The sequence below is a fragment of the Qipengyuania aquimaris genome, from assembly GCF_020171965.1.
GTDB classification, from domain to species: Bacteria; Pseudomonadota; Alphaproteobacteria; order Sphingomonadales; family Sphingomonadaceae; genus Qipengyuania; species Qipengyuania aquimaris_A.
The window spans coordinates 1-509 of the sequence record NZ_JAIUZK010000005.1; the positions used below are offsets into that span (position 1 = coordinate 1).

Consider the following 509-nt stretch of genomic DNA (forward strand, 5'->3'; position numbering starts at 1 on the left):
ACGAGCGATACCTTCACCTACCAGATCACCGACGCCGACGGCGATACGGACCTGGCAGAGCTGGTCATCACGCTGAACCAGGATCCCAACGCTCCCGACATCACGGGCGATGCGCTGACTGTCTATGAAGACGGCCTTGCAGACGGCGTCCAGCATGGCCCGAACAGCGAAACTGCTGCAGGCAGCTTCGATGTCGATACCAATGGCGAAGACGTCACCTTCACGCTGGAAGCGGACAACGGCAACACGCTGACCGATCCGGCTATCGGCGACACGCTGACGACGACCAAGGGCGTGATCGAGATCACGGGTATCGTCGACAACGGCGATGGCACGTTCACCTACCAGTATACCTACACGCTCTCTGCAGCGCTGACCCACACGGGCCAGGGCGAGGTGAACCCGCTGAGCGACACGATCACCATGAGCGTCACCGACGCCACCGGCGACAGCGACGCAACCCCGGGCCAGATCGTCATCTCCATCGTCGATGACATCCCGGTCGCCGA

The 509-nt window shown here is 62.1% G+C and carries 1 protein-coding gene; it reads left to right on the forward strand.

Annotated features, from left to right (window positions below):
* On the forward strand, positions 1-509 hold a 509-nt coding region (locus tag LCM24_RS12975), incomplete at both ends, for a hypothetical protein (protein WP_224805001.1).